The 26449-nt window shown below is 62.7% G+C and carries 25 protein-coding genes and 1 pseudogene; 16 read left to right on the forward strand and 10 right to left on the reverse strand.

The window, feature by feature from the left end:
* Window positions 1-7: 7 nt before the first annotated feature.
* Complete coding sequence (locus PU133_RS08730) at window positions 8-439, reverse strand: hypothetical protein (RefSeq protein ID WP_404864308.1); 432 nt, start codon at window positions 437-439, stop codon at window positions 8-10.
* A 172-nt stretch (window positions 440-611) separates the two neighbouring features.
* On the opposite strand from PU133_RS08730, the pseudogene PU133_RS08735 reads away from it, so the two are divergent.
* Window positions 612-770 (forward strand): annotated as a pseudogene (locus PU133_RS08735) (ATPase); the annotation flags it as partial.
* A 33-nt stretch (window positions 771-803) separates the two neighbouring features.
* On the opposite strand, the gene PU133_RS08740 reads toward PU133_RS08735, so the two are convergent.
* Both PU133_RS08740 and PU133_RS08745 read right to left on the reverse strand, forming a co-directional pair.
* Entirely contained in the window at window positions 804-1934 is a 1131-nt protein-coding gene (locus PU133_RS08740; protein ID WP_404864486.1) for a CaiB/BaiF CoA transferase family protein, read from the reverse strand.
* A gap of 62 nt (window positions 1935-1996) precedes the next feature.
* Entirely contained in the window at window positions 1997-3214 is a 1218-nt protein-coding gene (locus PU133_RS08745) for an acyl-CoA dehydrogenase (protein WP_404864309.1), read from the reverse strand.
* A gap of 208 nt (window positions 3215-3422) precedes the next feature.
* Here PU133_RS08745 and PU133_RS08750 point away from each other — a divergent pair, with 208 nt between their 5' ends.
* From PU133_RS08750 to PU133_RS08760, 3 genes are all read left to right on the forward strand, one after another.
* Complete coding sequence (locus PU133_RS08750; RefSeq protein WP_404864310.1) at window positions 3423-4316, forward strand: LysR substrate-binding domain-containing protein; 894 nt, start codon at window positions 3423-3425, stop codon at window positions 4314-4316.
* Window positions 4317-4403: 87 nt separating this feature from the next.
* Entirely contained in the window at window positions 4404-4628 is a 225-nt protein-coding gene (locus PU133_RS08755; protein WP_404864311.1) for a hypothetical protein, read from the forward strand.
* 40 nt (window positions 4629-4668) lie between these two features.
* A complete protein-coding gene (locus tag PU133_RS08760; RefSeq protein WP_404864312.1) occupies window positions 4669-4878 on the forward strand; it encodes a hypothetical protein in 210 nt (69 codons plus the stop codon).
* A 7-nt stretch (window positions 4879-4885) separates the two neighbouring features.
* Here PU133_RS08760 and PU133_RS08765 read toward each other — a convergent pair whose 3' ends face one another.
* Genes PU133_RS08765 through PU133_RS08775 form a run of 3 tightly spaced genes read right to left on the reverse strand, consistent with a single transcriptional unit; the run spans window position 4886 to window position 8633 of the window.
* Complete coding sequence (locus tag PU133_RS08765; RefSeq protein ID WP_404864313.1) at window positions 4886-6469, reverse strand: hypothetical protein; 1584 nt, start codon at window positions 6467-6469, stop codon at window positions 4886-4888.
* Window positions 6466-7647: a glycosyltransferase family 4 protein gene (locus PU133_RS08770; RefSeq protein ID WP_404864314.1), complete on the reverse strand. Its 1182-nt coding sequence runs from the start codon at window positions 7645-7647 to the stop codon at window positions 6466-6468. The genes PU133_RS08765 and PU133_RS08770 overlap by 4 nt, the downstream gene beginning before the upstream one ends.
* A complete protein-coding gene (locus PU133_RS08775; RefSeq protein ID WP_404864315.1) occupies window positions 7635-8633 on the reverse strand; it encodes a class I SAM-dependent methyltransferase in 999 nt (332 codons plus the stop codon). The genes PU133_RS08770 and PU133_RS08775 overlap by 13 nt, the downstream gene beginning before the upstream one ends.
* 171 nt (window positions 8634-8804) lie before the next feature.
* Between PU133_RS08775 and PU133_RS08780 the strand changes: the two genes are divergently transcribed.
* Genes PU133_RS08780 through PU133_RS08795 form a run of 4 tightly spaced genes read left to right on the forward strand, consistent with a single transcriptional unit; the run spans window position 8805 to window position 11897 of the window.
* Window positions 8805-9368 (forward strand): SIS domain-containing protein, encoded by a 564-nt coding sequence (locus PU133_RS08780; RefSeq protein WP_404864316.1) that lies wholly within the window; start codon window positions 8805-8807, stop codon window positions 9366-9368.
* Window positions 9365-9916 (forward strand): D-glycero-beta-D-manno-heptose 1,7-bisphosphate 7-phosphatase, encoded by a 552-nt coding sequence (gmhB, locus tag PU133_RS08785; protein WP_404864317.1) that lies wholly within the window; start codon window positions 9365-9367, stop codon window positions 9914-9916. The genes PU133_RS08780 and gmhB overlap by 4 nt, the downstream gene beginning before the upstream one ends.
* Window positions 9913-11115, forward strand: a complete 1203-nt coding sequence (locus PU133_RS08790) for an FAD-dependent oxidoreductase (RefSeq protein WP_404864318.1) — start codon at window positions 9913-9915, stop codon at window positions 11113-11115. The genes gmhB and PU133_RS08790 overlap by 4 nt, the downstream gene beginning before the upstream one ends.
* Window positions 11106-11897, forward strand: a complete 792-nt coding sequence (locus PU133_RS08795) for an aldo/keto reductase (protein ID WP_404864319.1) — start codon at window positions 11106-11108, stop codon at window positions 11895-11897. Before PU133_RS08790 ends, PU133_RS08795 begins: the two co-directional genes overlap by 10 nt.
* 3 nt (window positions 11898-11900) lie before the next feature.
* On the opposite strand, the gene PU133_RS08800 is transcribed toward PU133_RS08795, so the two are convergent.
* Window positions 11901-13634, reverse strand: a complete 1734-nt coding sequence (locus PU133_RS08800) for a pilus assembly protein TadG-related protein (protein ID WP_404864320.1) — start codon at window positions 13632-13634, stop codon at window positions 11901-11903.
* 1 nt (window position 13635) lies between these two features.
* A complete protein-coding gene (locus tag PU133_RS08805; protein ID WP_404864321.1) occupies window positions 13636-14055 on the reverse strand; it encodes a TadE/TadG family type IV pilus assembly protein in 420 nt (139 codons plus the stop codon).
* A 197-nt stretch (window positions 14056-14252) separates the two neighbouring features.
* Between PU133_RS08805 and PU133_RS08810 the strand changes: the two genes are divergently transcribed.
* Together PU133_RS08810 and PU133_RS08815 are read left to right on the forward strand one after the other, a co-directional pair.
* On the forward strand, window positions 14253-15017 hold the full coding sequence (locus tag PU133_RS08810; RefSeq protein WP_404864322.1) for an IclR family transcriptional regulator: 765 nt from the start codon (window positions 14253-14255) through the stop codon (window positions 15015-15017).
* A gap of 309 nt (window positions 15018-15326) precedes the next feature.
* Entirely contained in the window at window positions 15327-15686 is a 360-nt protein-coding gene (locus PU133_RS08815) for a hypothetical protein (RefSeq protein WP_404864323.1), read from the forward strand.
* A gap of 146 nt (window positions 15687-15832) precedes the next feature.
* On the opposite strand, the gene PU133_RS08820 is transcribed toward PU133_RS08815, so the two are convergent.
* Window positions 15833-17020, reverse strand: coding sequence for a hypothetical protein (locus tag PU133_RS08820; RefSeq protein ID WP_404864324.1), 1188 nt, complete (start codon window positions 17018-17020; stop codon window positions 15833-15835).
* 270 nt (window positions 17021-17290) lie between these two features.
* Between PU133_RS08820 and PU133_RS08825 the strand changes: the two genes are divergently transcribed.
* From PU133_RS08825 to PU133_RS08850, 6 genes are all read left to right on the forward strand, one after another.
* Entirely contained in the window at window positions 17291-18454 is a 1164-nt protein-coding gene (locus PU133_RS08825; protein ID WP_404864325.1) for an isovaleryl-CoA dehydrogenase, read from the forward strand.
* Window positions 18455-18515: 61 nt separating this feature from the next.
* On the forward strand, window positions 18516-18851 hold the full coding sequence (locus PU133_RS08830) for an AbrB/MazE/SpoVT family DNA-binding domain-containing protein (RefSeq protein WP_404864326.1): 336 nt from the start codon (window positions 18516-18518) through the stop codon (window positions 18849-18851).
* Window positions 18848-19225, forward strand: a complete 378-nt coding sequence (locus PU133_RS08835) for a type II toxin-antitoxin system VapC family toxin (RefSeq protein ID WP_404864327.1) — start codon at window positions 18848-18850, stop codon at window positions 19223-19225. Before PU133_RS08830 ends, PU133_RS08835 begins: the two co-directional genes overlap by 4 nt.
* A gap of 7 nt (window positions 19226-19232) precedes the next feature.
* A complete protein-coding gene (locus PU133_RS08840) occupies window positions 19233-20840 on the forward strand; it encodes a carboxyl transferase domain-containing protein (protein ID WP_404864328.1) in 1608 nt (535 codons plus the stop codon).
* A 20-nt stretch (window positions 20841-20860) separates the two neighbouring features.
* On the forward strand, window positions 20861-22852 hold the full coding sequence (locus PU133_RS08845) for an acetyl/propionyl/methylcrotonyl-CoA carboxylase subunit alpha (RefSeq protein WP_404864487.1): 1992 nt from the start codon (window positions 20861-20863) through the stop codon (window positions 22850-22852).
* Window positions 22849-23430 (forward strand): DUF924 family protein, encoded by a 582-nt coding sequence (locus PU133_RS08850; RefSeq protein WP_404864329.1) that lies wholly within the window; start codon window positions 22849-22851, stop codon window positions 23428-23430. Before PU133_RS08845 ends, PU133_RS08850 begins: the two co-directional genes overlap by 4 nt.
* Window positions 23431-23440: 10 nt before the next feature.
* On the opposite strand, the gene PU133_RS08855 is transcribed toward PU133_RS08850, so the two are convergent.
* Complete coding sequence (locus tag PU133_RS08855; RefSeq protein WP_404864330.1) at window positions 23441-25966, reverse strand: hypothetical protein; 2526 nt, start codon at window positions 25964-25966, stop codon at window positions 23441-23443.
* Window positions 25967-26449 lie beyond the last annotated feature (483 nt).

Genomic DNA, 26449 nt, shown 5'->3' on the forward strand with positions numbered 1-26449 from the left:
CGCGCTTCTAGCGCTGGCGGATGATCGCGACGTTGTTGCGGCCCTGTTGGAAGACCATGGCCTGATGGCCGATGCCGCGCTGACTGATGGAAGCAACGTTGTCCATGCCGATCTGGCGGATAAGACCAACATTTTGGCTGCCGCGCTGATCGATCGTCGCGTTGTTGTTCGTGCCGTCCTGCCAGACGAGTCCCAGATTGCCGGGGCCCCGCGGTGTGAGTTCCGGCATCTGTGAGACGAGGTTGATGATCGGTGTCATCAACTGGCTGGTCGTCAGCTGCACGGATGCACTCGACGGGTTGATCTGCTGAATATAAGCGGGCGATGAGATGGGCTGGGCGTTTGCAGTGGTTGCAAGAGCCATTACTGCAAATGCTGGTATCAGTACTTTTTTCATTTTGTTCTCCCCGATTACAATTGCAGTATAGGCACCTCTCATCTAAAAAGACGTGAATTTGAATGGTTTTCATACCGTTTATATTTCCGGCACAATTTTAGCTATTTGCGGCGACATGAAAGGCTGTGTGCATCGACAGCATCATTTGGCGCGGTGAATTCGCGCGCTGCGCAGGCGTCGTCTGGGATGGTTGCATGATCTCCGAAACACAGCCGCACCGGCCTCGTTCGAGGAGCAGGACGGATCGACACTGGTGACGCTCGGCATGATGTTCAGCACGCAAGCCGAATTCCAAGAGGCATGCGGCTTCGGTGCGATCGAGCTCGGCCATAATACGCTTGGCAAGCTGGAGAGCTTCGTGGGCGCGCTCTGACCGGCGGCCGCCGGCTGCGAGCGGCGGCGAAGCTTAGGTGTCCTGCCCGAGCCTTGGGGCGGGGCGCCCGGCGATGGCGGGCATATCGTCGAACAGGATCGGCATACGCATTCCAGGGATCGGCGTGCCCTGGGTGTCGGCGGTCTCTATCTTCATCTGTCGCGCGAGGATCTGGGGATCCGCGAAGACGTCGGCGACCGTGTTGATCGGGCCTGCCGGTACGGAGCGTTCCTCGAGAAGCGCAAGAAGCGCGTCCCGTTCGAAACGTGCGATCGCGGGGGCGAGCAGTGCGATCAGCGCGTCCCGATTGGCAACGCGGGCCTCGTTCGTGGCGTAGGATGGATCGGTTCCAAGCGCTGCCAGACCGATGATCTCGGCGAGCGCCCGGAACTGGCGGTCGTTGCCGACTGCCACGATGAGGTGGCCGTCTGCGACCTGGAAGACCTGATAGGGCACGATGTTGGGATGGGCATTGCCGAGCCGCCTCGGAGCCTTGCCGGACACGAGGTAATTCATCGCCTGGTTGGCGAGAACGCCTGCCATGCAATCGTAGAGCGCCATGTCGATGTGGCAGCCGCTGCCGGTGCGGCTGCGTTCGAGTAAAGCGGCCTCGATGCCGATGACGCTGTAAAGCCCGGTGAAGATGTCGGCGAAGGCGACGCCCATCTTCTGCGGTTCGCCTTCGGGGTCGCCGGTCAGATCCATGATGCCGGCCATGCCCTGGATCATGAAATCGTACCCGGCGCGGTGCCGGTAGGGGCCCGTCTGGCCAAAGCCGGTGATCGAGCAATAGATCAGGCGCTCGTTGACGGCCTTCAAGCTATCGTAATCGAGGCCGTATTTCGCGAGTCCGCCAACCTTGAAGTTTTCGATCAGCACATCGGCGCTGCGCACGAGGTCGACCACGCGGGCGCGACCCTCTTCGCTCTTCAGATCGGCTGTGATCGACGTCTTGCCGCGGTTGGCCGCATGGAAATAGGCCGCTTCGCGGGCACCGTCTGCGCGGTTGACGAAGGGCGGGCCCCAGCCGCGCGTGTCGTCGCCTTCCGGCGCCTCGATCTTGATGACTTCGGCGCCGAGATCGGCGAGCACCTGGCCGGCCCAGGGGCCGGCAAGGATGCGTGCCAGTTCGACGACGCGGACGCCTTCGAGCGGCTTGCGCACGCTGCCTCGAAGCGGCCGGGCTTCAGCTTCGACCGCTTCGTTGTCGTTGCTTAGGGTCATGATCAGAAGAACGCCTGAATACCGGTCTGGGCGCGGCCAAGGATCAGCGCGTGAACGTCGTGCGTGCCCTCATAGGTGTTGACCGTTTCGAGGTTCTGCGCGTGGCGCATGACCTGGTATTCGATCTGGATGCCGTTGCCGCCATGCATGTCGCGTGCCTGGCGGGCGATATCGAGCGCCTTGCCGCAATTGTTGCGCTTGACGATCGAAATCATCTCCGGCGCCATGCGGCCTTCATCCATGAGGCGGCCGACGCGCAGCGACGCCTGCAGGCCGAGTGTGATCTCCGTCTGCATGTCGGCGAGCTTCTTCTGGTAAAGCTGCGTGCCGGCGAGCGGCTTGCCGAACTGTTTGCGGTCGAGGCCATACTGCCGGGCACGGTGCCAGCAATCTTCCGCCGCGCCGAGAACGCCCCAGGAGATGCCGTAGCGGGCGCGGTTGAGGCAGCCGAAGGGACCCTTCAGGCCCGAGACGTTCGGCAGCAGGTTTTCCTCCGGCACTTCCACGCCGTCCATGACGATTTCGCCGGTGATCGACGCGCGCAGCGAGAGTTTGCCACCGATCTTCGGCGCGGAGAGGCCCTTCATGCCTTTTTCGAGAATGAAGCCACGGATCTTGCCGTCGTGCGCCTCCGATTTCGCCCAGACGACGAAGACGTCGGCGATCGGCGAATTGGAAATCCACATCTTCGAGCCGGAGAGGAGATAGCCGCCATCGATCTTCTTGGCGCGCGTCTTCATGCCGCCGGGATCGGAACCGGCATCGGGCTCGGTCAGGCCGAAGCAGCCGATGAATTCGCCCGAGGCGAGTTTCGGCAGGTACTTGCGGCGCTGCGTGTCATCGCCATAGGCGTAAATCGGATACATGACGAGCGACGACTGGACACTCATCATGGAGCGGAAGCCGGAATCGACACGCTCGACTTCGCGGGCAACGAGACCGTAGGCAACATAGGAGGCTTCCGCACCGCCGAATTCCTCCGGCACGGTGACGCCGAGCAGGCCGTTCTCACCCATTTCGCGGAAGATCGACGGATCGCTTTCCTCGTTCATGTACATCTGCTCGACACGCGGCGCGAGCTTGTCAGCGGCGAACGCTGCCGCCGCATCGCGGATCATCCGCTCGTCTTCGGTCAGCTGATCATCAATCAGGAACGGGTCGTCCCACTGGAACCCAGCAGCGCCGTCCGGGCGATCTTTTGCCTTCAAAGCTTCGGTCATCGGAAATCCTCCTTATGCATCGCGTGCAAATCTGGAGTTATTTGTAAGCGATGCGGCAAGCCAAAGAAAATGATGATTTCTCATCAACCCATGTGACGCGAACATTCGATTTGCGGCTATAGTGCTAGCAGGCATGGTGCGGCGCGCGTCCGATCGCCTATTCCCTATGCGCAAATATGATCACCGGCGGTTAGAAGAGGGGCGAGCGATGTCGAAGGGCTATGTACCGAGCGTGGGCGAACTGGAGGCCTTCGTTGCCTGCGCGCGGTTCGGCACGACGGTGCAGGCGGCCGAACATCTCAATCTGACTCAGAGCGCCATTTCGCGCTCGCTCTCGTCTCTGGAAGATCGCCTCGGCGTTCTTCTCTTCGAGCGAGTGCGGCGCCGGCTCGTGCTTTCGCGCGCGGGCGGCGTACTGCTCGAGCGCGCCGAGCCGCTCCTGGACGATTTGCGTAACGCGTCTGCCTCGGCGATTGCGTTCGGCGGCGCTTCTTCCGTGCTGCGGTTGGCGGTGCTGCCGAGCATCGGCCGCAGCTGGCTCATCCCGCGGCTGGCGGCATTTTCCGCTACCATGCCGGACGTGAACTTCGATATCGCGGCGCGGCTTCGGCCGGTCGATTTCGCACAGGAAGCTTTCGACGTGGCAATCATGCGCAGCCAGCACGAGCCGCCGGGCGCCGATCTCGTGGCTCTCTTGCGGGAAGAGATGGTGATCGTCGCATCGCCGCGTGTTCTTGCCAAAGGCGCGAGCCTCGATGATCGCGACCTTCAGCAACTGCCGCTGCTGCAACAGTCCACGCGGCCGACGCTTTGGCTCGACTGGTTTCGCGAACGGGAGCTCGATCCGCGCCGGATGACCCGCGGTGCGCGCTTCGATCATTTCGACATGATTCTCGATGCCGCCGCCGCTGGTCTCGGCGTCGGGCTCATTCCGGAACTCATTGCACGCGACGCGCTCGACCGCGGCACGCTTGTTGCCGCGTCACCCCATCGGCTGGTGACCGGCGAAACCTATGCGCTGATCTCGCCGGAGCGCTCGCGCAGCAACCCCGCCGTTACCGCGTTTCGCGCGTGGTTGATCGGGGAGATCGGGCAAAGCTGACCGGACCGATCATTAAATTTGAACGGACATACCGGAACAGTTCGGCCGCTCGCCAATTGGAGGCATAAGCGACAAAGGAGACCGCTTGTGTCCGATCCAGCAAGACCTACCAGGCCAGACGAAGAGCCAAACCAGCCGCCGCTGCCCGAAGAGCCGCCGATCCAGGAGCCGGAACCCGACAGGCTGCCGGACGAGATGCCCAACCCGAACCCCGATGAAAGCCCGCAACCGCCGCTGCACGCACTGGCACAAGTGATGGCGAACCGGCCGCTTTACGGACGGCCTTTCGTTTGCGTGAATGGCGGACGCTGACCTCAGGCGCGATTGGCGAAGCCAGAGCAGGGAGACCACAATGGCCACGAGCGCAAAAACGCCAAAGACGGCTGGGGCGGAGCCCAAAACCCGCAGCAAGGAAATTTCCGGGCAGTTTGCCAAGGGCAAGCGCCATTCCGACAATAACGGCGTCGCCAGCGCCGATCCGCGTGTCTTTTCGGGCAAGGAAGAGGGTGACGCGACTTGGCCGCTCGATTCTGACGACCCCGGCGTGGCCAAGAAGAAATAGCAGGCGATCAGCGGCGCAGCTTATGCCGCGCCTGACGGAAAAGGCGGTCGATGCGTCCCGCTGCGCGGCGGAAGGGAAGACCGAGCTTCAAGGCCTTGGTTATCGGTAGGGGCGGTCGGCTTGATCCCATGAACCTCACCAACGCCGCTTCATTGGTTTTTCCACCGAAGAGGCTTTCGCAAAGCTCAAGCAGTGCTGCAAGGCGTGTACGACGTGCGACTGGGTCCATCAGCTCGGTAAACGCCGCTTGGTACTCCCTTCCGGTCCGAGCCTTCACGAAACCCGGGTGCTCGGGCAAGGCGACATAAGCTGGTTCATCGGCGTGAACGATCGGCACCGCATCCAGATAAAGCCCGACAAGCAAGGCATTGGGCGTCTTGTGGGGCGCGTTTTCCGTCGCCGATCTGGGGTGGACGAGGACGTTGGGCTTTCCTTGTCGCCATGCGCGGACGAATTGGGGAAAGGACTGCCTGGGCTCAAGGAACGTTGTTTTCGGCATTTGTTGCGGCGGGGCGGCAAAGCTCTTTGGCGCCACCAGGTGAACGGGCTTGTCGGCTTGCACGGCATGCAGTGCGGGGAGAATATCTCGCTGAAACGCTTCAGAACGAAACCCGCCGCCGGCGAGCGCGACCGTCAGCTCTTCCGACACGGGCTCAGCTGGCGAAATGAGACGGCGATCCAGCACAGGCGGGAAGACGGTAACCTGCTGGTGCAGGTGCCGTAGGGCGTCTGCAAGCGCATCGGTCGAGGCGAAAATGCCGGCAAAGCCCTCAAGCAGGCGGGTGAGTCGTTCTCTGGTGTAAAAGGCCCAGTGATAATCCTCGCGCGCCAGTACCAACGGATTGTCGTCGATGAACCAGACCCGCGGAATTTCAAGCTGGGCCATCACGCTGAGAAGGCCAAGGTCGTGGCAGCGTTCGAGATCGCGCACGATGATGATCGCGTCGACCGTTTCAAGCAACGCGATATTCGCGACCAGGGCTTCGGCTTCGATGAAGCGCAGCATGCTCGCAGTCTCAGGCGGAAGGCCATCGAAATAGAGGCTGACGGAGGCCTCGATACGGCCGACGACGAGGATGCGCGGAGCTGGCCGGCTTTCCGTTCCGCCATTTGCAAACAGATCGAGCAGGGCCATCGGCACGACCGGTAGAGGCCGCTTCGGCAGCTTGAGCCCGGTGATCAGTGCCTCAAGCCGGCCCATTTCGGCGATAGCGCGCACCAGAGCCCAGCGCCAATTCTCACCGCAAGCGGCCACGACCGGCTTCTTGAGGGCCGCAAGTGCCGACAGCCGATTCATCACGACCGGCAGTTCCGCCGTCGGGTCGAGGAATCGCAGTCCCTCCGTCACCAGCATGCGTCGTTCGCGCCGGCCAGCACCATCGACGGCTATGAGAAGATCCACGGGATACGTTGCGAGACGATCCAGCATGACTGATTTGGCTTGGGCGCAAGCCGCGACCGCCGATCCGGCTGGCACCGCGATGTACTGTTCAGGCCTCGTCTCCAGAAGTGCCGTCAGCTTTGCGAGATCGTCGGACCCGGACGTTTGCGGGACATTGTTCGGTGCGACGATGAAAAGACCGGCGCTCACGGTTGCGATCGCTTTCGGCGTGCAAGTGTTTCGATGGCTTTGACTGCGACGGCCATGCCCGTGCTCAAATCGGTTCGCGCGACATAGTCTTTGGCGGATTGCGACCAGCGCGTGAGTGTCGCCTTATCGGCTGAGCCTGCTTCGGCCAGCTCGCGCGGTGATGCCTCCGACGACACGACGATGCCCGCTGCTGCTTCTTCGACGAGTGGCGCGAAGCCGCAGTTGGCGGTGGCGATGACGGGAAGGCCGGCGGCGAGCGCTTCGGCGATGACCATGCCTGTCACGTCCAGCCTGGCCGGATGCATCAAAAGGTCCGCGGCGCGCAGCTGATCCTTCAGCGCGTCGCCTTTGGTCAGGCCGTGCAAGGTCAATCTGTCAGCGATGCCGAGAGCTTGCGCCTTTTTTCCGATGATCTCAATCTTCCGGCCTTCCGGATCAGGCCCGCAAGCGACGAGCCGCGCGGCCGGCGTGAGCGCCAAAGCTTCGACCGCCCGATCAAGCCCTTTGGTGTGCGGATGCAGGCCGAGCCAGAGCCATACGATCTCGTCAGGGCGATAGCGAAGTGTTGCCCGCAAGGCAGCGCGTTCCGAGACATCGATGTTGTGCGGTATCAGCTTCGCATCGAGCGTCGGCGGCAGGATGATGATGCGCTCCGGTTCGGTATCGTAATTGCGCCGGTAAGCTTCGGCCTGCGGTTTGGCGAGCAGGAGCAGCAGCGTGTCGCTGCCGCGTCCGAAGCAGGCCCTTTCGAGCGCTCCGAGCGTTCTGGCGCGCGGCGAAAGGGCCTTCCACCACTGCCGGTTCCGGTCGGCAAAACACCAGTCGCCGCAAAAGAGCACGTCGAGCCCAGGCATGCGCTGGAAGCCGATGACGAGATCGAACTTCCCCGCCGTCTCCCGGGCCATGTCCTGCGCGAAAGCAGCGATCCGCCCATGGTTGGTGAAGCCGCGTGGCTCAATCCGATGCAGTTCGATCCCCGACGGGACCTGCGTGGCTCGGGTGGTCACCATCGTCACGCGGTGGCCGCGCGCGGCCAGGTCTTCGGCAAGGCGGAGCGCGTGGATCTCCAGCCCGCCGGCAGGCTCGAGACGAAAGATCGCGATCGCAATGTCGAGCCGGTGGACGGCACCGCGCGTTTCGACAGTTTGCGGCTCGCGCTGCGCTTCTATGTCTTCCAAGCCTTGACCACCAGTTGATCGCCCAGCTTGCCGTTCACCTTCACCAATCCCGCCTGGAGCGCATGCTGCAGGCGGGCGATGCGCTTGACGAGGAACCCGGGCTTCGCGCCAAGGTCGGCGTGGCCAGCTTTCTTGATCGCGCTGCTCGTCATCGCGATCCGGTCGGATCCCGATGCGGAACTGGTGACCTCGGCATTGGCGAAGCCGCAATCGGCCACAAGCCGCTTCATGCTGTCGACGGTGTAGATGTTGAGATGGCGGGGCGGATCGAGCGCCATCCAGTCGACCTTGTGAATGCGATGCCCAAGGCCGCCAGCGTTTGGCGTCAGCATCGTCAGCGAGCCACCGGGCTTGAGAATGCGGTGGCATTCTCTCAGCGTCGTGTGTGGATCGGGCAGATGCTCGATCACATGGCTGAGCGTCACGGCATCGAACGATGCATCGGCAAAATTCTGCTCCGTGATATCGCCGACATGGACAGTCAGGCCTTTGGCGCGAGCAGCTTCGGCCGCCTTCGCATCGAATTCGACACCGACGGTTTCCCAGCCGAGCTCCGACAGCGTCCAGAGCGCATCGCCGCTGCCGCACCCGACATCCAGCACGCGCTGCGGTCCTGAACCGCGCTTCAGATGAAAAACCTGATCGTCGATCTCCATCTTGCGCCGGCGCCGAGTGGCGAATAGCGCAGCCAGAAGGCGATCGGTTGCGCCCGTGGGCTTCGCGCCATACCGCGTTTCGAGATAAGCCCTCTTGGCTTTCGAAAGCTTCCGATCCGACTTGCCGTGGGTGAAGTAATCGCCGTAAATCTCGCCCAGATCCTCCGGGGCCGGCGCCGGGTCGAGCCACAGTGTCTCGCACTGGGCATTGTCGCAGCGCTTGATCGTCCACGTGCCGGGCGCGGAAAAAAGCCTGTCTGGCAGATCCTTGTAGAGCTCGGTCCCCGAGCTGCCGCAGGCGATGCAGTGTGGTCTTGGAACGGTTCGCATCTCGGCTCTACCAATTGCAACGGGCGCGACAATGGCGCTGGATCTATGCCCGAAACACTCGATAGCACCAGTGTCGCGGCAATCGCAACGCAAGCAGCGCGGCTTGCACCGACTTCGCGTGGCAGTTAACTGTCTCGCGCCCCCAGAAGGCGGCATCATCGGGAGCCATTCATGTCATTTCTCGACGCGCTGGAACGGCATCGGCGCCTGTTTGCGGAATTGGGCGCGCTGGAGGCCCAGGTCGTGGCTCTGGCCGACCAGATCGAGCGCTCGATCCGCTCGGGCGGCAAGGTCGTGTTCTTCGGCAATGGCGGAAGTGCGGCCGACAGCCAGCATCTGGCCGCGGAGTTCGTCGTGCGCTACCGGGCTGAACGACGACCGCTGCCGGCTCTCGCGCTGACGGTCGACACCTCGATCCTGACGGCGCACAGCAACGACTACGCCTTCGAAACGGTGTTTGCCCGTCAGGTGGAGGCTCTGTGCGGCCCCGCCGACACGGTGATCGGCATCTCCACATCGGGCAATAGCGCAAACATCATGGCCGGTCTCGCTGCGGCCAGGTCCGTCGGTGCTGCGGGATGGGCATGGACGGGCAGGGGCGGCGGCAAGCTTGCCGAAACGGCCGATCATCTTCTCGCCGTGCCGGAGAGTGAAACGGCGCGCGTGCAGGAGGCGCATCTCTTCATCGGGCATTGGATCTGCGAAGACATGGACCGGCGGTTCGCCACGTCATGAAGCTCGTCATCCTCGATCGCGACGGCGTCATCAATCATGATTCGGATGCCTTCATCCGGTCCGTCGACGAATGGCGGCCGATCGAAGGCAGCATCGATGCAATCGCCAGGCTGGCCCAGGCCGGCTACACCATCGCGGTTGCCACGAACCAGTCCGGCATCGCGCGGGGCTATCTCTCGCTCGAGACGCTTCAGGCCATCCATCGGCGCATGGAGGAGGCGGTGACAGAGGCGGGCGGCGCGATCGCACACATCGCCTTTTGCCCGCATGAGCCAGGCGACGGCTGCGCCTGCCGCAAGCCGCTGCCGGGGATGATCGATGAGATACTGGACCGGCTCGGCGCGCATAACATCGATGAGCGCTGGCTCGTCGGCGACAGCCTGCGCGACCTGCAGGCAGGCATTTCGCGCGACTTTCGGCCGGTGCTTGTGCGAACCGGCAAGGGCTTGAAAACGGAAAAGGATCGGTCGAGCCTCCCGGAAAACACACTGATTTTCGACGATTTGGCCCGTTTCGCCGAACACGTCATCGCGGAGAGCGGCGCATGAGCGAACCGATGGAACTCGACCTGGTCATCATCGGCGGTGGTGTCGCCGGTCTCTGGCTCCTCAATCGCGCGACACAGGATGGCCTGAGCGCGGTGCTGATCGAGAAGACCGCGCTTGGTGGTGGGCAGACCCGATACGCCCAGGGCATCATCCATGGGGGCACGAAATACGCGCTGAGCGGTGCGATGACGCCTGCTGCCGATGCGATCGGCCGCATGCCGGACCTCTGGCGCGATTGCCTGAAGGGTCGAGGCGAGCTCGATCTCCAAGGCGTGCGGGAGCTTTCCGATGCCACCTATCTCTGGTCTGCCGGATCGCTGACATCGCAGGTGACGTCGTTCTTCGCGAGTAAGGCCATGCGCTCCCGCGTCGACCGCGTCGACGACCAAGACAAACCCTCTATCTTTCAACTGCCGGATGCGAGTGGGTCGGTCTATCGTCTCAACGAGTTCGTGCTCGACATGCCTTCGCTGGTTGAGACACTGGCAGCACCGCTCAAGGATCGCATCATCCGCGCTGCCGCCGAGACGATGTCATATGGTTTCAATGATGCCGGCAATGTCAGCAGCATCAGCCTTGAGAACGGGCTCGTTCTCAAGCCGCGTGCTCTTATCCTGACATCCGGTGCCGGCCACGAGGCTCTTGCCGCGCGCCTCAACATCGTACGCCCGCAATTGCAGCGGCGGCCGCTGCACATGGTGGTGGCACGCCACACGGTCGATCTTCCGCTTTTCGGCCACTGCATTGGCATGTCCAGCAGCCCGCTCCTCACCGTGACGAGCCATCCGTCGAGCGATGGCCACGTCGTCTGGTATCTCGGCGGCGGGCTCGCTGAAACGGGCGTGGAGAGAACGGAAGATCAGCAGATCGCTGTGGCCCGCGAGACGATCGACCGGCTCCTGCCGCAGCTTCGGCCGTTCCAAGCCGAATGGGCGACGCTGCGCATCGATCGCGCCGAACCGCTGCAGCCGGGCGGTGCGCGTCCGGATGGCGCGTTTTTGGAAGAGGTCGGCAATTGCCTCGTCGCCTGGCCGACGAAGCTGGCGCTGGCGCCGGAACTCGCGCGACTGGCGCTCGGCAAACTTCGTGCGCGGTTGGGCGAGGGTGCGCAAGTCGCGGTCGATTGGTCCCGCCTTTCCGACCTGCCGCGACCCAAAATTGCGCGCTTGCCCTGGAAAGAGACGATCCAATGGACTTGAGAGACTTTGGCACCACGGGGCTGCGCGTCAGCCCGATCGCGCTCGGCACAGTCAAGTTCGGCCGCACGGCAGGGCTGAAACTGCCGAAGCCGTTCCGGCTGCCGAGCGATGCGGAGGCGGCGTCACTCTTGGCGCTCGCTGCCGATCTCGGCATCAACCTCATCGATACGGCGCCGGCCTATGGCACGTCCGAGGAGCGGCTCGGTGCGCTGCTCAAAGGCCAGCGCGACAAATGGCTGATCTGCTCCAAGGCCGGCGAGGAATTCGACGTGGCCAGCGGACAAAGCCACTATGTCTTTTCGCGCGAACACATCACGCTGAGCGTCGAGCGGAGCCTGAAGCAGCTTGGAACGGACCGGCTGGACATCGTGCTCATTCACTCAAATGGCGACGATCTCGATGTGATCGACCGGTTTGGCGCGCTGGATACGCTGGAGCGCCTCAAGGCGCAGGGCAAGATCCGCGCGACGGGCATGTCGACGAAAACCATTGAGGGCGGGCTGCGTGCGCTTGCGGCAAGCGACTGCGTGATGGTCACGCACAATCTCGCCTATCGGGACGAATTGCCGGTCATCGACGCGGCAGCGATCAGCGGCAAGGGTGTTCTCATCAAGAAGCCGCTCGCCTCCGGCCATGCCGTTTCGCAAAGCGACGATCCGGTTGCCGAAAGCTTCCGGATGATCCTCGGTCATCCCGGCGTGTCGTCTCTGGTCGTCGGGACGATCGACCCGCACCACCTTGCCCAGAATGTGGAAGCCGCCAGCCGCGCACTCAACGCGTAGACCTTATTGAACGAGCACGGCGCGATTGCATTCGGCGCCCGTCACGCGGACATCCGCTTCGCCGACCGAAACGCCTACGGACCGCAGCGTGGAATGCAGAACCTGGTCGAGCGGCGCGCTCACCCCTGCGAGCAGGGATGTGACGAGCTTTGTGACGGCTTGAACGTTGCCGAGACCGAGACCCAGGCCGAGAATATCGACCTCCAGCTGCAGCCGCTCCAGGAGAGACAGTGTCAGTGAGCGGGTGAGATCGCGCGTATTGACCGTCCTTGTCGCGCCCCTGGCGATATCGTCGCCGGAGAAGCGAAGCGCCGTCGTGTCGATATTGGCGGCTTCGAGATGGGCGGCCGCCTTCACTTTGAGCAGCAGCAGATCGACGAGAGCGGCCTTGGCAACCGTCGGGTCGCGGGTGAAATCCGTAAAGGATGATGCGGTGACCTTGCCGATCGCGGCTTCGAGGACGCCGGGACGAGCGTCTAAGGTGACGCTGCGAGGCAAGCGGGTGGCACCGCAGTCGATAGACGACAGCGTCGCCTCGCCATAGGCAACTTCCAGATAAAGCGGCACATGCAAGGCCGATATGGCGCCCGTGCCGAGCACCTTCACATCGAGGGAAAGGCGCGTCTGCGCGGTTCGGACGGTTGCGCCCCGCTCGCCGATGGCAATCCAGGCGCTGCCTTCCGGTGGCTGGCCGACCGCGAGCTTCAGCGAAACGGAGGCAAGCCCCGGCAGCGTCTGGTCGACATCGAGTGCGATCTGGCGGCCAGCGCCGGCGATGGAAGCCATGGCCGACAGGATATCGAGCGCATTGGCCTTCACGGCCAGGCCCTGTGCTGCGCCGACAGCTGCGCGGCCCACCGGTCCTGCATCCAGAAACGCCGAAAGCGCGATTGGTGTCTCCTTGGTGCCGAGCGCCGTCACCAGGGACCGCAGTGCGGCAGATGCCTGTGGCGACAGACCTTCGAGCGAGGAAAGGACCGTCGCCATGCGACCGATGCTGACAGAACGATTCAAAAGCTCGTCGTAAGTGATGGCATCCAATGAGAGATTGGTGGCAAGCGCATCCATGAAGGAAAGCAGCGAGATGTCGGCGCTGGCCAGCGCGTTATAATCCATCAGCTTCAGGTCGATGCGCGACCCGAGCATGGCGCCAAGAACCTGGTTCGCGATGCCATCGTTGAGGCTGGCGAGCCGCGAGCCGATGGAGAACGCAGCCTGTGCGGAGGCATGTGCTGTGCCCACTGCGCTCAGCCGCGGCGGTTGCGAAAAGAGCGCCGCAAAATGCAAGGTGCCCGGGCTACTTATCTCGACGCGCGCGGCGTTCGATGTCGCCGTGGCATCCACTGCACGAAAGCGTGCACCGACCTCCAGTTCGGATGAAGGTTGATACACACCTGGCTCGATCCGCAGGATACCCTGCCGATCGTCGGGCACGGTCGCCAGATGCTTCCCCTCGATGTCGACGAAGCCGTTTTCGACGGCGATCACGTAGTCGAGATTGTTGGAAGCGAGATATTGACGCACGGCGCCCATGCGGTCTGTTGCGTTGGATGCGGCGATGATCGCTGCGAGGTCGGCATGCTGCTGCAGCGTGCGCCGCTCCAGCGTGAGCTTGCCGTAATCGACGGCAAGAGCCAGCGATCCGGCAACGAGCGGCAGGGCACCTGCCGCGATCATCGCCACGTTGCCGCGCCGGTTCGCTGCAAGACGCGCCAGAAACGTCCTCCCTGCAGCCATCTCAGATGCCTCCGATCCGGATCGTCGCGTACCGTTCTATCCGCGTCTCGGGCATGGTGAAGGTGAAGAGGTTCCAGATCGGCAGGCCGGCGGAATCATAAGAAAGGCGCACGGTAAACTGTCCCGGTTCCGGGTCATCCCCGACATCCACGTCCATCATCGCTGCATCGATGAACGGGTAGGAGATCGCAGCGGAGGATACATAGCTGCGCGCAAGATGCAGCCTTTCCTCCTCGTTTAGGCCGGCAACGGCAATGCGGGCCGAATCTGCCGCGATCTGCTGCACGGCATGGGCGGTGTTGAGATAGATGGCGTAGGCCACCAGCGTCAGGAGCGTCAGGATAAACAGCGGCGCGACGATGGCGAATTCGATCGCCGCACCTCCCTTTCGGCATCGCAAGAAAAGTCCTTTGTGAAGCATGGCGGTCCCATCCATTGAATGGGCCCATGATGCCAGTTGTGGGAAACCATTATTCTACTTCAGATTGCATATTGTTGCGCATGAGGCCATGCGTTGCAAATCGTTGAATTGGCAGATCAGCATCCGCTAAGGTTGCATTAACGCGAAATGCAGTTAATGGTTGTATTGCGAGCGAGGCACAATTTGAGGGGCATGTCATGGTGATCAAGTCGGTGGGCGTCACATTCTCGATTCTTCAAGCCTTCGTGGGCAGACGAGCGGCGTTGACGCTGAAGGAGATCGCGTATCAATCGAAACTGCCGCCCAGCAAGGCGCATCGCTATCTGCGCAGTCTCATCCAGGAGGGGATGATCGTGCAGGATCCGCGCACGCGGCTTTACGGGCTGGGCGCCACGGCGATCGCGCTTGGGCTTGAAGCACTCGAGAACACTGATCCTGTCGTGCGCGCTTGCGACACGGTGCGGGCGTTGGCCGAGCGGCTCGATGTGGCCGTGAGCATCGATGTGATGGGGCCTGCCGGGCCGATCTGCATCTGGGCGGAGCAACCCGTTACCCGGCTGGTCTCCCCGGTTCGCCTCGGCGCAACGCAACCACTGACAGCCTCGGCCGCGGGACAGGTCTTCATGGCCTTCCTGCCGATGCACGCGACACGCGATCTGGTCGCCCGCGAAACGGCCATGGTGCAGACCGGGAGCGCGATCGACGCGAATGCAATTGCAATGGGGGTTCGCACCCGTGGCTATGCGGCGCTTCCGCCAGCGCCAGGCAGCATGACGGCAACGATCGCTGCCCCCGTTCTCGATGCGCGCGGCGAGGCCTGTGCCGCGATTACGGTCTATTGCCGTCCGACCGAGACGGGCGGCATCGCCGATGTGACCGTCGGTTCGCTGCTTTCCGCCGCCAACGAAGCTTCGGCATTGAAGCTGCACATGCGTGCCGCCCGATACGCCGCAGCGCGCTGAACGCGAACTGCGCCACTTCTCAATCCTCAGCCGATATTCCCCGCCCCACGGCCACCTTCGGCGCAGCCTGACCGCTGCGCCGATTTCTTTTGTCAGATGATTCAATATTTAATCGAATTGCTTGTATTCATGCGTGATCTCGGAGGTTCTCTTTGCTGTATGCAGAATATTAAGCACGAAGATTATGCTTAATATTCCGTTATGCGCGCTGTTCTGCTGTTGCCGGTTGCCAGATCGGCATCATCGTGGCGTTCTCACATCAGGAGTTGTTGTCTGCAAGTAATTCAACCCTGAGTGAGGAGAGTATCCATGAACAGTGCAATCAAGCTCGTCGTCGTATCGCTGCTCGCAGCCACCACTGCCACGGCTGCCCATGCCGGCGGCTGGGGCAAGGGCGGCGGCTATGGCAGCCAGAGCTACACCTCGACCAACAAGCAGCTGCTGAACGTTTCGCCCAGCGTCGATGTCGGCGGTGTGCTGAACGGCGGCATCCTCAATGGTGCAGCGATCGCGAGCGGCAACGACCTCAGCCGCAACTCGATCCTGAACGGCAACGGCCTGCTCAATGGCAACGGCATCCTGTCCGGCGTCAATATCCTCGGCGGTGACAACGGGATCCTGCAGAAGGGCTCGCAGAACGGCCCGGTCAAGCGGCTTCTGCGCCGCTAGGCCCTATCGCCTGAGCGGGCAATGCGTCTCCATCGCCGGGCCGGACAGCGGCATCGATAGATTTCGACGGGGACACGTTACCCACTGAAGAAAGCTGGACGCGAAGCGAAACAAGCTTCGCGTCCGGCCCTTGCCGTTTCCACAGCTCAAAGGCTGACGCGCACGCCGAACGTGCCGGATACCGTGCTCTCGCGGATGTCGAAAACGGTTCGATTGATCTCGCTGACATCGACCCGCATGAGAAACGAAATGCGAGAGGTGGGATCGAAGGCAAGAGCGACGTAGATGCCCGACGCCTCTTCCTCGTTGCCGATCGCCAGATTGTCGCGCAACTCGCCGAAGATGCCGATGCTGCCGGTCAATCGCTCGATCACCGGTCGCGACAGTTCCAGTTCGGCGCGATGGACGTAGGAACCCAGCGGATCGTCCGTGTCGACGGTGTTGATCGAGCCCTTGAGGCTGAAGCTTGCCGATATTCCGTAAAGCCGCCGTTCGACTGTGAGTGCGTAGACGGGATAGACGCGATCCGTGAAGCCGATTGCGTCAGAGACATGGGTGAAGCCAGCTTCGCCATCGACGGCAAAGCCCAGAACATTGGGAAGAGTGGCTCCGGTCGTCAGCGTGACAGCGCGTGAGCCGACCGCGAAGGCGTCGTCTTCAGGTATGTCGACGACGTCGAACCGCCCGGTGAGGCGCAGCACCATGGCCGGCAAAGCATGGGTGACGATCAAGCCGGTGCGTGCGCGGTTCACATCCGGCGAAAGCCTTAGTGTGCCGAGCCCTGCGTCGAGCTTCGCATCGGAAACATCCTCATGGCTGCCGGAAAGCACGACGGCCATCGCGGTGCGCGGTGTAAGCTGGCCGCGCAGGTCGATCTCGCCCGCGAAAGTCTGGCCGAATGTGCGCGTTCCGATGATGACGGCGCCGAGATCGAGATCGTCTCCGGTGCTCTCCGCCAGATAGCCAAGCGACGTCTTCAGCACGAACAGCTCGCCGATCTCGCGGGTCAATGCGGCGGTGACATTGGCGCTGCGATCGGTCTCGAATTCAACGTCTCGATGCTCGAATGTCTCGAGCGTGATGCCGAGGTCGATTTTGCCGATCGCTGTGTCCCGCTCATGGGCAAGCGCGCCGCGCAGGTGGAAGATCGTGTCGGTCACTGCAAAAGGACCGTCCAAGGCATTGTTGGTGACGATCATTTCCTGGAGGATCGTCGCTGTGCTCTTGGCGCCGGTCACCGCATCTTCGCGGACGACGGTCTGTTCCTGCGCCGTTGCCAGGCCGCCGCCGCCCGCCACCGTCGCCATCAGCAGTGCCGTCAGGTGCAGGCGCATCGATCCAGAATTCCATCGTTTGGCTCGTCTCCCGCCGCTTTGATGCGACGGGAGACTTCGGAGTTGCCGCCTGCAAGCAGGTGACGCAGAACCATTTCTGCATGGGGATGATCGGGCCCGGCGTCCCAAAGCGGGATTAAGCGGCGAAGAGGAGAATTCCGCATCGATGAAGCCGTTCAGCAATGCGATGCACCGGAGCGTTTTGGCATCACGCATTGCCGCATCGGCGATGGCCGGGTACTCCTTCATCGCATCAGGGAGGATGCGGCGATGTTCGACAGCGGCATGAATTTCGGTCTCGGCGAGGAGATCGACCAGCTTCGCGAGACGGTGAGGCGATTTGCGCGCGACCGAATCGCGCCGGTTGCGGACGAAACCGACCGCAAGAACGAGTTCCCGGCTCATCTCTGGCAGGAGATGGGGGCGCTCGGCCTTCTCGGCATGACGGCCGATCCGGATTTCGGCGGGACGGGCATGAGCTATCTCGCCCATGTGATCGCGATGGAGGAGATTTCGCGGGCATCTGCCTCGGTAGGCTTGAGCTACGGCGCGCATTCCAATCTCTGCGTCAACCAGATCAACCGTTGGGGGACCACTGCGCAGAAGGAAGCCTATCTGCCGAAGCTCTGCTCGGGCGAGCATGTCGGCGCGCTCGCGATGTCTGAGCCGGGTGCGGGCTCGGATGTCGTCTCGATGAAGCTCAGGGCAGAGAAGAAGAACGACCGCTACGTGCTCAACGGCAACAAGATGTGGATCACCAATGGTCCGGATGCCGATACGCTCGTCGTTTACGCCAAGACCGATCCTGCCGCCGGCCCGCGTGGCATCACGGCGTTCCTGATCGAGAAGACGATGAGCGGCTTTTCCACCGCGCAGAAGCTCGACAAGCTCGGCATGCGCGGCTCCAACACCTGCGAACTCGTTTTCGCAGACTGCGAAGTGCCGTTCGAGAACGTGCTCGGGGAAGAGGGGCAGGGCGTCCGGATCCTGATGTCGGGCCTCGACTATGAACGTGTGGTGCTTGCCGGTGGCCCGCTCGGCATCATGGCGGCGGCGCTCGACGTGGTCGTTCCCTACAGCCACGAGCGCAAGCAGTTCGGCACGGCGATCGGCGAGTTTCAGCTGATGCAGGGCAAGCTCGCAGACATGTACACCATCACCAATGCCTGCCGTGCCTATGTCTATGCTGTCGCCGCCTCATGCGATCGCGGCGAGACGACCCGAAAGGACGCCGCCGGCTGCATTCTCTACGCGGCTGAAAAGGCGACGCAGGTGGCGCTTGAGGCAATCCAGGCGCTCGGCGGCAACGGCTACATCAACGACTATCCCACCGGCCGCCTGTTGCGCGATGCGAAGCTCTACGAAATCGGCGCAGGAACAAGCGAAATCCGCCGTATGCTGATCGGTAGGGAGATGTTTGCGGAAACGGCGTGATTGGCAGGTTTGCCGAGTCATGGCATATTTATTACAACGTGCCATAGCAGCGAGGCAGCAGATGTCCGACAGCGACACGCCTAGAGGCTCCGAAGAACAGCAAGCCGAATACGCGGCGTTGCGTGAAGAGCTCATGAAGCTGCCGCCCAAGCGCGAACGCGTTAAGCTCGGCGAGGGGGGGCGCTTTGTCATTCCGGCATTCATGCGCGACGAAATGGGTATCAAGCCTGGTGAAATGCTGATCTGCCATGTTGTAGACGGCGAACTGCGTGTGCGCTCCTATCTCGACAACATTCGGCGCATTCAGGAGCGGTCCGCGCCATATAAGAAGCCCGGGGAAAGCGTGGTCGACGAGTTTCTGGCCGAACGCCTGGCGATGTGGGGCGAAGACGAATGATGGTTTTGGACTCGTCCTGTCTCTTGGCCATCATCTTCCAGGAGCCGGGGATCGAGAAGGCTGTCGCTGCGCTCAATGGTGCAGTTATTTCGACCGTCAACGTGGTCGAAGTTATTGCGCGACAGGCGGATCGGGGGATGGACAGAGATCTCGCTCTTGCAAACTATCGCGACTTTGAAGTTCCGAGTGTACCCTTCGACGATACCCTCGCTGTGCTAGCCGGTGAGCTTCGCAGCCTCACGCGTCACCAAGGCCTCTCGCTTGGCGACCGTGCCTGCCTGGCGCTGGCAATCCGCGATAATGCGACCGCGGTCACCGCCGATCGGAAATGGGCAGACCTGAAGGTCGGCTGCCGCATCGAACTCATCCGCTGAGGTTTCCATGAGCGTCATTCAATCGAAGTTGTCGACCGCCTCGGAGGCTTTCCGCGATAACCGGGCGCGCATGGCGGAGCTCGTGGCCGAGACGGCGGAGATTGCCGAGCGCATCGGCGAGGGCGGGCCGCTGGCTGCGCGCGAACGCCACACGGCGCGCGGCAAGCTTCTGCCGCGCGAGCGCATCGTTCGGCTTCTCGATCCATCCTCTCCCTTCCTGGAAATCGGGCGGTTCGCGGCGCACGACATGTATGGCGGCGACATCGCGTCGGCGGGCGTCATTACGGGCATCGGGCGCGTCGAAGGCCGCGAGGTCATGGTGGTCTGCAACGACGCCACCGTGAAGGGCGGCACCTATTTCCCGATGACCGTGAAGAAGCATCTGCGGGCACAGGAGATCGCCGAGCAGAACGGACTTCCATGCGTCTACCTCGTCGATTCTGGTGGGGCCAATCTCCCGAACCAGGACGAAGTTTTCCCGGACCGGGACCATTTCGGTCGCATCTTCTTCAATCAGGCGAACATGTCTGCGAAGGGCATCGCCCAGATCGCGGTCGTCATGGGCTCCTGTACGGCGGGCGGTGCTTACGTGCCCGCGATGTCGGACGAAAGCATCATCGTGCGCAATCAGGGCACGATCTTCCTTGCTGGGCCGCCGCTGGTGAAGGCCGCAACCGGTGAGATCGTGTCGGCGGAGGATCTGGGCGGCGGCGACGTTCATACTCGGCTCTCGGGCGTCGCGGACCATCTGGCCGAAAACGATGCGCATGCGCTTGCCCTCGCGCGCCGTGCCGTCGCAAATCTCAACGCCCGCAAGCCCCAAACCGTCGCGCTACAAGCGCCGGAACCGCCGCTTTACGATCCCGAGGAAATTCACGGGATCGTGCCGGTCGGGCTGCGCACGCCCTACGACATCCGCGAAGTGATCGCGCGCATCGTCGACGGTTCGCGTTTCGACGAGTTCAAGGCGCGCTACGGCACAACGCTCGTCTGCGGCTTTGCGCATATCCACGGCATGCCGGTCGGCATCATCGCCAACAATGGCGTGCTCTTTTCCGAAAGCGCGCTGAAGGGCGCGCATTTCGTCGAGCTCTGCTCCGCGCGCGGCATTCCGCTGGTCTTTCTGCAAAACATCACCGGTTTCATGGTCGGTCAGAAATACGAAACGGGCGGCATCGCCAAGGATGGCGCGAAGCTCGTCACCGCCGTCGCGACGACGAAGGTGCCGAAGATCACCATGCTGGTCGGCGGATCGTTCGGGGCCGGGAATTACGGCATGTCGGGCCGCGCCTACTCACCGCGCTTCCTCTGGACCTGGCCGAACAGCCGCATCTCCGTGATGGGCGGCGAGCAGGCGGCGGGCGTGCTCGCAACGGTCCGCCGCGACGGGCTGGAGCGGCAGGGTCGCGACTGGCCAGCCGACGATGAGGCAGAGTTCAAGCGCCCCATCATCGAACAGTTCGAGGCGCAGGGGCACCCGCTCTATGCCTCTGCACGGCTTTGGGACGATGGCATCGTCGATCCCGCCAAGTCGCGAGACGTGCTCGCGCTTTCACTTTCGGCAGCGCTCAACGCGCCCATCGAGGAAACGCGCTTCGGCGTGTTCAGGATGTGACGGAGGCGTTCAGTATGGCTATTTTCAAAAAAATCCTGATCGCCAATCGTGGTGAGATCGCCTGCCGGGTCATCAAGACGGCGCGCCGGCTCGGCATAAAGACGGTTGCCGTTCATTCAGACGCAGACCGCGATGCGCTGCATGTCAAGCTTGCCGACGAGGCAGTGGGCATCGGCCCGGCGCCATCGTCGGAAAGCTATCTACGCGCCGATGCGATCGTCGCGGCCGCGCTCAGAAGCGGCGCCGAAGCGGTCCATCCGGGCTACGGGTTCCTGTCGGAGAATGCCGAGTTCGTCGAATCGGTCGAAGCGGCGGGCCTCTCCTTCATCGGGCCATCGGCCAAGGCGATCCGCGCCATGGGGCTCAAGGATGCCGCAAAGCAGCTGATGGAGCGGGCCAAGGTGCCGGTCGTTCCCGGTTACCATGGCGACGCGCAGGAGCTGGTAATCCTCGCCGGCAAGGCGAACGAGATCGGTTTTCCCGTGCTCATCAAGGCGCGGGCGGGTGGCGGCGGCAAGGGCATGCGGCGCGTGGACCGGCAAGCGGAATTTGCCGATGCCCTGTCATCGGCCAAGCGCGAAGCGCGCGCCTCCTTCGGCGACGATCGCGTGCTGGTCGAGAAATATGTGGCCAAACCGCGCCACATCGAGATCCAGGTCTTCGGCGACAGCCATGGCAATGTCGTGCACCTTTTCGAGCGCGATTGCTCGCTCCAGCGGCGCCATCAGAAGGTGATCGAGGAAGCGCCGGCGCCCGGCATGACAGCCGAAATGCGCGCCGCCATGGGCGAGGCAGCGGTGAAGGCCGCGCAGGCGATCGATTATGTTGGTGCGGGCACGGTGGAATTCATCGTCGATGCGTCCGAGGGCCTCAGGCCGGACCGCTTCTGGTTCATGGAAATGAACACGCGGCTTCAGGTCGAGCATCCGGTGACCGAAATGATCACCGGGCTCGATCTGGTCGAATGGCAATTGCGTGTGGCGGCCGGTGAACCGCTGCCGAAGCGGCAGGACGAATTGTCGATCCATGGCTGGGCATTCGAGGCGCGCCTTTACGCCGAGGATGCGGCCAGGAACTTCATGCCAGCCACCGGGACCATCGCGCATCTGAAGTTTCCGGAAGCGTCGGTGCGGGTCGACAGTGGTGTTGCCGCTGGCGATGCGATCACGCCCTTCTACGACCCGATGATCGCCAAGCTGATCGTACACGGGGCCGATCGCGCCGAGGCACTCTCGCGTTTGCAGGATGCGATCGTGCAGACCGAAATCGTCGGCACCGTCACCAATCTCGATTTTCTCCATGCGCTTGCGTCCCACGCTGGTTTCGCGGAAGGCGAGGTGGACACCGGGCTGATCGATCGCGAGCTTGGAGAATTGACGGCAACGCCAAGCCCATCGCCGATGGCGCGGGCCGCTGCTGCCATACTGGCTTCCGGAATGCAGGCTCGAAAGAGCGGCGATCCTTTCGACGATCTGGGCCCCTGGCTTCTGTGGGGCGCGCCCGAACGGGACGTTGTGCTTTCCCAAGCTGGCGAGCAGCGGAGCCTGCGCGTCGCGCAACTCGGCAAGGATCGCTACCGTGTTGCCGAAGAGGACGATCCGCCGGTCGACCTTCAGCTGATCGAAGCGGGGGAGGGTGTATTCAGGCTGGTCGACGGCGCGCATGCGGTGACCATTCGTGTGGTTCAGGGAAGCGGCCGCATCGCGATCATTCGAGATCATGCGGTTGCCGAGTTCACGATCGTCGACGAACTCCATGCTGGAGAGGACGAAGGTGCGGGCGAGGACGTGCTGCGCGCGCCCATGCCTGGCGTGGTCAAGCAAATCTTCAAGGGTGCGGATGCGCCGGTCGAAAAGGGCGATATCCTGGTCGTGATGGAAGCGATGAAAATGGAGATGACGCTTGCGGCGCCACGGGCCGGTGTGATCGCGGAAATCTTCCACCGCGAGGGTGCACAGGTCAGCGAGGGTACGATGCTTCTCCGGTTGGCTGAAGAGGAGAAGCCGGCATGAGTGCCAAGTCTGCACCAAGCGACGAAGCGGGATCGATGGCAACGCCCGTGGACATCCTCGATTTCTGGTTCGACACGCTGACGCCGGAAGACTGGTTCAAGAAAAGCGATCAAACCGATGCAATCATTCGCGAAAAATTCGCTGCCACGCATCTGTCGCTTGCTCGGCGCATCCTTGATGGCTGGCGTGTCGACGCAGATGCGCGGCTAGCGCTGATCATCGTCTTCGACCAGTTTCCCCGCAATATCTACCGGGACACGCCGCTTGCCTTTGCGACGGACGGCCTCGCGCTGCGGGAAGCGCGCCGTGCGGTCGATGCCGGGCTCGACAAGGCCGTCGCGGATGACCGCCGCGTGTTCTTCTACATGCCGTTCGAACACTCGGAAAACCTTGCCGACCAGAACCGTGCCGTCAGCATGATCAGCGAGCTCGGCGACGAGACCTACACGCAATACGCCCAGGCACACCGCGACGTCATCGTCGAGTTCGGCCGCTTTCCTCACCGCAATCAGATCCTTGGTCGAACTTCGACGCCGGCGGAGCAACGTTACCTGGAAAAGCCCGGCTCCGGTTTTTGAAGCTGCGCGTCTATTCGAGGTCTGGCAGGTACATCCAGCCACCGCGCGCGGCGGTAAATCGCCCGGAATTGCGTATCTCCGCCTGTGGCAGAACCATACCAAGCATCGCGTTGTCGGTTCTGATCTCTGCAATGTAATCGCAATTGTAGCCCGCCTGGCCGGCTCCACTTGCCGACGCGCAGCCCAGTTTCTCAAAATAGGCAAGCGTTAGGTTCACTTCGCCTATCACTTGGTTCATCGCTTCACCGATCATGTTCAACGGGTTGGGCTGACCGAAAGGATCGTCGGGAAACATGCTTCCCATCCCATTGAAGTTGGCTGTTCCCTGCCGGTAGTGGGCAAGGATGGCCATCGCCATGTCCTTGGCGCTCGGTTGACCCGAATTGCTGGAGCCGACCGCATCAACCGCCGTTGGGCCGCTTGAGTCGACGATTTCCATCGATGCCTGTTCCAGCGAGAAGATCGTCGTTTCCAGCATCTGGGCGTAAAACGGCGCGCCGCCGGCCAGTTCTTCCGGCGTCAGGTAGAGATAGGCCGCGTTGGTCACGCGCATGCGGGCATTGTCGCCCGGCTCGATCGTAGTCAGATAGGCCTGGAATTCCCCGGCAACCTCCATGCTGTCCAGCAGGCTATTCCGCGTCTGATAAAGCTCCATCGACAGTTCCGAGACACCGGCGATCGGCAACCCGCGGTTACGCAGATCGGTCAGGAAGGTCGTGCGTTGCTCCAGCCCGTTCAACGCCGAGAGCGCAGCCAGGTTCATCCCCAATTCCGCCTCCTCGCTGCGTATGGCGGCGATCAAGGGCGCGGTGATCTGGGCAGCCTTTGTGCCGATCCTCTCCATTGCCGATCGATGCTCGTCACCTTCCATTGGAGATTGTGCAACGGCCTCGACGATTTCGGCCAATTCCGCGAGCGTCGCTTCATCGTCCGTCATGGCTTCGGCGCGGGCGATGCGATCGAACAAAAGGCCTATTTCGATACGGTCCCTGCGCGCCGCATAGGCGGTCTCGAAGCGCGCCGCTTCCTCGGCGGTCACGTCGTCCAGCCGATCTGCGGCGTCGAGGCGAATTGTAGCAAGACGCGTCTCTGCCGCCGTATCTTCGCCCATGGCGCTCAATTCCTTGACCGTGGCGTCGATCCAGGCGACCGACTCCCGACGGTCGATCATCGCCGTGGTGATGCCTGCATAAGCGTTCTGCAGCGTGAAGGCATGAGCAATGGAGGCGACGTTTGCGATCTCGATGCCGAACCGTCGCGGGCAATCGCGCTGCAGGAAGAAGCCGATCTCCCGGCGTTCCACCGGATCGGTCATGAACATATAGGGCAGGCCGAAAACCGGTTCGAAGACGCTGTCTTCGAAGATCGGCAGCAAGGCTTTCAGCGCGTTTTCGACGCTCTGCCGGTCCAGGTCGTCGCCATTGAACGGTGCGGCCCAATCGGCGAGCATTTGGCATTGGCGCTGCATTGACGAGGCCGCTGCAAAGGCGCCACCGATACCCGGTCCGAACCGCTTCGGAGGCGTTTCTCCGCTTGTCATGGCGGATTGTACAGCAGCATCCACTCTCCGGAAAAACCGCGCATGTCGATCGCCTAATTCGGCAACGCGATTGATCTCTTCCGAAAAACGGCCTCCCTGCACGACACGAACGCCAAGTTCCTCGCCGACTGTTTCCGGCATCACGATCAGCCAGTGGCGATGCACCGCGCTTTGGGAATTCTGAGGGCGGTGAATACCCTCGGCGAGCCGCGCGCCGATCGGCGCCATGACGATCTTAGCGCCCTCGGCGTGGATCGGGGCAAGAGAAATGACGAGCTTGTCCTGTTCGGCGACGGGGCGGTTTGCCGGATGCCCCAGCCGCAGTTCGCCCTGGAGAGCTTTGCCGTTATGGGCGAGGACGAGAAGGTAGCTCGTTTCCAGGCGGTCCATCGGCGAAATGTCCGTCGCGCCCGCCCAATTGCCGGCAAGCGCCGCACCAACATCCGGCATCTGCGGATCGCCGGTTCGCGTGAGTTGGAAGTCGCGGCATCGTGCACCGTTCTGGCCCACGGTCCCCGCAAGCGTCTGCCCTGCGGCATCAAGGCGCGCTGATACGTCCTTCAGGCTGCGATTCGAATTGTCGAGCTTCATCAGTTGCTGCAGGCCGACCGTCGTGCCGATGACGTTGCCTGTCATGATCACGGGGGAGGGCGGGAAGACTGGGCCGTCATAGGCAAGTTTGGCGACAAGACCTTCGCCGTCCTGCAAGATCGTTGCGGTAAGCGGCACGGTTTCCGGGCGCTGCCTGGGACCGCATACGATTTCGCCGCGCCACGTGCCGGCCGCCGCGCCACCCGACACCGGCGCGAAATCGAAGTCGACCGAAGCTTGGGTCTGCGCTCCGCTCTCGTCGAGACGCCGTCCCACGAAATTCTCGGTTCCGCCGCATCCCGGCATTGTGCCGCTGATCACCAAGCCGTTGTCGTGCATGCTGCCCTGGAGCGTCAGCGCCTGGATGCCGCTCGGTCGTTCCACCCAGTCGGATGGGAGAAGCATGAAACGTCCATCGGCCGCCTGTCTGCCAAGCACCGCGTAAGAGCCCTCTCGGCCGTCGGGCAGGGTGAACGTGAAGAGGCCCGTCGGGCCGGTGTCGCCAGTGGATAAGGTCAGCTCGAAGGTGGAGCTTTCGGGCTGTAAGCAGGTGTACGTGCCGCTCCAACGCCCGCTAAGTGTTGCTGGGGCCGGTTCCGCCTGCGCCTGCGCCTGAGCGGTCGCGGGCGTGAGCAATGCGCACAGGCTCATCATCGCTGCGACGAAACCGGCCAGCCGCCTTGCGGACACAAGAGTGCAGTCGACATCAGCCCAAGCCTTCGTCGCCAAGAATGTGCGCCGTTGCATCATGGCTCTCCGAATGGTCCCACATCCGCCACTTCAGGATTAAAGGCGGCAACGGGAAGCCCGGCAACGGACCTTCGTCGCAAGCTCGTCGCGCCTATCGATCGGCGTGTCGCAAACAGGCTGTTGCGCGGCTCAGAGCCC

The sequence above is a fragment of the Georhizobium sp. MAB10 genome (assembly GCF_045012825.1).
Classification (GTDB): Bacteria; Pseudomonadota; Alphaproteobacteria; order Rhizobiales; family Rhizobiaceae; genus Georhizobium; species Georhizobium profundi.

Bases quoted from the DNA above. Each gene is read 5' to 3' on its own strand.
- PU133_RS08795 (WP_404864319.1), top strand. From the start codon at position 11,106: ATGGACTTGAGAGACTTTGGCACCACGGGGCTGCGCGTCAGCCCGATC.
- PU133_RS08800 (WP_404864320.1), bottom strand. From the start codon at position 13,634: ATGGCTGCAGGGAGGACGTTTCTGGCGCGTCTTGCAGCGAACCGGCGC.
- gmhB (WP_404864317.1), top strand. From the start codon at position 9,365: ATGAAGCTCGTCATCCTCGATCGCGACGGCGTCATCAATCATGATTCG.
- PU133_RS08750 (WP_404864310.1), top strand. From the start codon at position 3,423: ATGTCGAAGGGCTATGTACCGAGCGTGGGCGAACTGGAGGCCTTCGTT.
- PU133_RS08810 (WP_404864322.1), top strand. From the start codon at position 14,253: ATGGTGATCAAGTCGGTGGGCGTCACATTCTCGATTCTTCAAGCCTTC.
- PU133_RS08805 (WP_404864321.1), bottom strand. From the start codon at position 14,055: ATGCTTCACAAAGGACTTTTCTTGCGATGCCGAAAGGGAGGTGCGGCG.
- PU133_RS08775 (WP_404864315.1), bottom strand. From the start codon at position 8,633: ATGCGAACCGTTCCAAGACCACACTGCATCGCCTGCGGCAGCTCGGGG.
- PU133_RS08825 (WP_404864325.1), top strand. From the start codon at position 17,291: ATGTTCGACAGCGGCATGAATTTCGGTCTCGGCGAGGAGATCGACCAG.
- PU133_RS08745 (WP_404864309.1), bottom strand. From the start codon at position 3,214: ATGACCGAAGCTTTGAAGGCAAAAGATCGCCCGGACGGCGCTGCTGGG.
- PU133_RS08780 (WP_404864316.1), top strand. From the start codon at position 8,805: ATGTCATTTCTCGACGCGCTGGAACGGCATCGGCGCCTGTTTGCGGAA.
- PU133_RS08840 (WP_404864328.1), top strand. From the start codon at position 19,233: ATGAGCGTCATTCAATCGAAGTTGTCGACCGCCTCGGAGGCTTTCCGC.
- PU133_RS08820 (WP_404864324.1), bottom strand. From the start codon at position 17,020: ATGCGCCTGCACCTGACGGCACTGCTGATGGCGACGGTGGCGGGCGGC.
- PU133_RS08830 (WP_404864326.1), top strand. From the start codon at position 18,516: ATGTCCGACAGCGACACGCCTAGAGGCTCCGAAGAACAGCAAGCCGAA.
- PU133_RS08850 (WP_404864329.1), top strand. From the start codon at position 22,849: ATGAGTGCCAAGTCTGCACCAAGCGACGAAGCGGGATCGATGGCAACG.
- PU133_RS08855 (WP_404864330.1), bottom strand. From the start codon at position 25,966: ATGCTTCTCCCATCCGACTGGGTGGAACGACCGAGCGGCATCCAGGCG.
- PU133_RS08790 (WP_404864318.1), top strand. From the start codon at position 9,913: ATGAGCGAACCGATGGAACTCGACCTGGTCATCATCGGCGGTGGTGTC.
- PU133_RS08815 (WP_404864323.1), top strand. From the start codon at position 15,327: ATGAACAGTGCAATCAAGCTCGTCGTCGTATCGCTGCTCGCAGCCACC.
- PU133_RS08835 (WP_404864327.1), top strand. From the start codon at position 18,848: ATGATGGTTTTGGACTCGTCCTGTCTCTTGGCCATCATCTTCCAGGAG.
- PU133_RS08730 (WP_404864308.1), bottom strand. From the start codon at position 439: ATGAGAGGTGCCTATACTGCAATTGTAATCGGGGAGAACAAAATGAAA.
- PU133_RS08760 (WP_404864312.1), top strand. From the start codon at position 4,669: ATGGCCACGAGCGCAAAAACGCCAAAGACGGCTGGGGCGGAGCCCAAA.